General features: G+C 30.0%; 3 protein-coding genes. 2 read left to right on the top strand and 1 reads right to left on the bottom strand.

Annotated features, from left to right (window positions below):
- Positions 1-985 precede the first annotated feature (985 nt).
- Both SLH48_RS22070 and SLH48_RS22065 read left to right on the top strand, forming a co-directional pair.
- Positions 986-1891: a M15 family metallopeptidase gene (locus tag SLH48_RS22070; protein ID WP_320259889.1), complete on the top strand. Its 906-nt coding sequence runs from the start codon at positions 986-988 to the stop codon at positions 1889-1891.
- A gap of 1006 nt (positions 1892-2897) precedes the next feature.
- A complete protein-coding gene (locus SLH48_RS22065) occupies positions 2898-3644 on the top strand; it encodes a YdcF family protein (RefSeq protein WP_320259888.1) in 747 nt (248 codons plus the stop codon).
- A 172-nt stretch (positions 3645-3816) separates the two neighbouring features.
- Here SLH48_RS22065 and SLH48_RS22060 read toward each other — a convergent pair.
- Positions 3817-3970 (bottom strand): CAP domain-containing protein (locus SLH48_RS22060; protein ID WP_320259890.1); only part of this gene is annotated, 154 nt, incomplete at its 5' end.

Here is a 3970-nt window from a genome sequence, read left to right as displayed (position 1 = left end):
TTCCTCCTCGTTGTTTATCTTACATATCCACTATAACAGCTGTTTTTTGTCATATTTCTGGTTGAAATACCCAATATAAAAGAAAGAATAGTTAAAAAACTAATAAAACATTGAGAGATCAAGGCTGAGCTATAAATATAAAGGCATACGTGTATATATTGGAATACCATATATAAACATTAAAGAGAAATATTACATTGATATAAGTATTGACAACTTTTTAGATAGCACTATTTACTACAATTTTATTACAGCTTATTACATAATTTTGATGATATATAACATATTTGTAAAAAATGATGAGAAGGGATACATTGAATTCTTCTGAATTTTAGTAGATATGGATATAATATCTATATCGTGCTCTTTTTAAATGCGATTTAAGATTCTCCATAAACATATTTAGCCAATTGGGGCAAATGTGGCGAAGAAAAGTTTGTACTATATACTATAGTCAAAATAATAAAAAAATCTGTCAGTAAATTCTTTTTCGATTTACACGACATAAACAAGCTAATAATGTCGGAAAATAATGCGCAGCAAATAGTTGTGCATTTTTTATTGGCTAAATTACATAACGCTTCATTTTAAGTCTCTTTTTATGACAATGAAAGCAACAAAAAAATGAATTTGATTAAAGAAACGCATCACATCAATCAATTAGTTTAATTTGTCAAAAATCGAAGAGCATACAGCTGATATAAGAATGAAAAGGCATTAATATCTGTTTCTCTTTCGTAACAAATTTGCATAGAAAAGAGGTGTCTAAAAAGTATAAATGCAGACTTTAAGACACCTCTTTTCTATGGCATATAATAGTTTTGGCTAACTATATTAAAAGAATCTTAAGAAGTTCTTCATAGTTATATGAGCTTATAGTTAATGAATATCCAGTATATTAGTAGTAACTTAAAATTACATTTGCTGAATGATTGACCCATTGAACAATACTAACAAATACTTATCACAAAGGAGGAATCAGAAGTTGCTTGAGTGGGGATATTTTTTAGTTTTAATAATATGTCTAAGTGTAGCAGCTGTAAATGTATTCGTTGACCCTATTTTTGAAGATAATCAAAGAAATCAACCAATAAATGAAAATAATAATATAGTCGTCAAAGTAGACGATATCAAATCACATAAAAATGTAGTAGAACAACCTTTAAATAAATCACTCATTTATCAGGGAGATTTAGTCCTAATCAAGTCTCAATACCCTGTTCGTGAAGAAAGTGTAAGATCAGATATTGTAAAATTATCCAAGTATAAAGAATTAAAGCAGGGATATAGATTACGTAATACTAAAATTGAATTATCTAGAGATGTAGCACAAAGGTTTTCGCAAATGGTATATTTCGCTAAAAGAGATGGTGTTCGGAATTTCACAATTAATAGTGGTTTTAGAGGGTTTGATGAGCAAAATAGACTTTATAAAGAAATGGGACCAACGATTGCAATGCCCCCAGGCTATAGTGAACATAATGCCGGCTTATCACTTGATGTAGGTTCAACTAAAACGAAAATGATTCATGCAGCTGAAGGAAAATGGATTGAAAAAAATGCTTGGCGGTTTGGTTTTATTTTACGCTATCCAAAGGATAAGACCGAAATTACAGGTATACAATACGAACCGTGGCATATTCGGTATGTTGGTTTACCGCACAGCGCCATTATGTATGAAAATAATCTTGTTTTAGAAGAATATTTAGATTATTTAAAAGAAGAGAAGGTTGTTTCTGTCAGTGTGAACGAACTTAGTTATACTGTTTATTATTACCATATGACACAAATGAGCTCGGTAAAGTTACCACAAAACAAACGATATGAGCTTTCAGGCAATAATATAGATGGAATAATCGTGACGATATACGAACAAGAAATGGTAGTATAATTTATCACAAATATTTTTTTACAGTTGTTTGCTAACTTTGTACTTTACACAATTCAAATAGAAAATAGGATCACTAAACTATCAATTAAGGAGAGTTGAATGATGAAAAATTTAACAGTAGTATTCACTATCATTATCATCGCAGCAACGAGTAGTAAACACGTTTACAATAAGTTCTTTTCGTAACTTTGTTGCTTTGTTACTAAAAACAGACAATATGTTAAGTGTAAAGGGGAGGGGTAATAATTTTTAAAATAGCAGAAACAGCATATACGAGACTTATACTTTTTACAACGGAAAGCAACAATCAATGTGAAAAAGAGACTTAAGAAAGCGTCTTAAGGTAAGATAAACGATAAGTGCAATTTAACAATATAATGTGCTAAAAAGCAATTCCTTCATGTAAAAGGCAATTGCTTTTTGTTTTGTAATTCATTTAAATTTGTGTGAGAGTCAATATGGAATAATGTGGATTATAATTGAGATTTATACTATATTATTATTAAGTAGACTGAAATGATAGCTGCTGAACATTGAAACTGACGTATTTTGGATGTACAGTGGCTATTCTTGTATGGATAGTTTTTTTACGATAAAAATCAACACGAATTCAACTAGATATCGTGCAGCTTTTTAGCTAAACGATGACTGTTGTGTAAATTCATGTCTTAATCTTCCAAATCAAGAACAATAGCACAAAAGTTTACGAGAGGCTCTATTCGTAAACATCTGTGATATTGAGACTTATTTAGTACAGTAATTAATGATTTTTTGCAATTGACTACATTTTATATGAGAAAAGATGCAACGAATGCTTGGTTTATACGTATTTAGTTCTTTGTACGAAAAACAACAATCAATGTTAAAACAGCCTTTAATAAAGCAGAGTCGTATTTGTTGACATACAAATCGCTGAATCAATGTCGAGCTAAAGATTTGAATACTAGGAATGTTCTTTTATTTATTCAGTATTGTTTATGACATTTATGAAAATATAGGGGGTTTTATGAAAATTCTATTAAGAATTATATCTATATCTTGTTTTCTTTATGCCTTGTCAATGATTTATATTAAGGGTCATATTGATATTGTAACGATTTTTTTATCGATTTTTGCATTAATTTTATTATTGAGCTCATTTTATTATAAACAAGTGTTGCTTTATATCTCAAAAAGAAAAACGCTTAGATTTTTACTTTATTTATTTTTAGGGCTGTTTGTATTAATGAGCATATCGTTCGAAATTCTTATGTATAAAGCACAAAATGATTCAATTCCTGCTGATATTGATTTTATTATAGTTCTTGGTTCGGGTTTAAAAGATGGTAAACCATCTGCAACTTTACAAAATAGATTAAATATGGCTTTCGATTTTATGAAAGAGAATCCCGACATACAGGTAATTACTACTGGAGGAACCGGTATCGGTGAAGTAAAATCTGAAGGTGAAGCTATGGAAGAATATCTAATATCCTTAGGTGTTAAAGAATCATTGATTATTCCCGAAACAGCCGCAACGAGTACATTTGAAAACTTACTTTACTCTAAAGGATTAATAACTGACTTTAATAATAATAATCGCGTAGCTATAGTAACAAGTGACTTTCATTTGCTTCGTGCTAAAATGCTAGCAAACCGTCTAGACTATGATGCATACGGAGTTTCTGCTAAAACCCCATTGTATGAGACAGTCTACTCGCATATTAGAGAGTATGCAGCACTCGTCAATTCGTTTTTCTTTAATAAACAATAAAGCTCCTACGTTGAAATATTTATACAAACTCTTTTTTTAAACGAAATGGTGGCTTTCTAACTCAAGTAACGACAGTCAATTTAGAAACTACTCCAATAAAATAAAAAATGAGCTACTCTATTTTGTCATAGAATAGCTCATTTTTTAATAGTTTGTTAGCTTAGTTGTTTCATTATTTACCAATAAACATTTGAGTCCAATAGTTACCCTGTTCAACATAACCAACACCAATATGAGTGAAGCTAGAGTTTAAAATGTTTTTACGATGACCTTCACTATTCATCCAAGCATTCACAACTTCTTGAGGTGTTTTTTGACCGTAAGCA

The sequence above is a fragment of the Cytobacillus sp. IB215316 genome, from assembly GCF_033963865.1.
Lineage (GTDB): Bacteria > Bacillota > Bacilli > Bacillales > SM2101 > Nanhaiella > Nanhaiella sioensis.
This window is presented reverse-complemented; position numbering and strand designations above follow the sequence as displayed.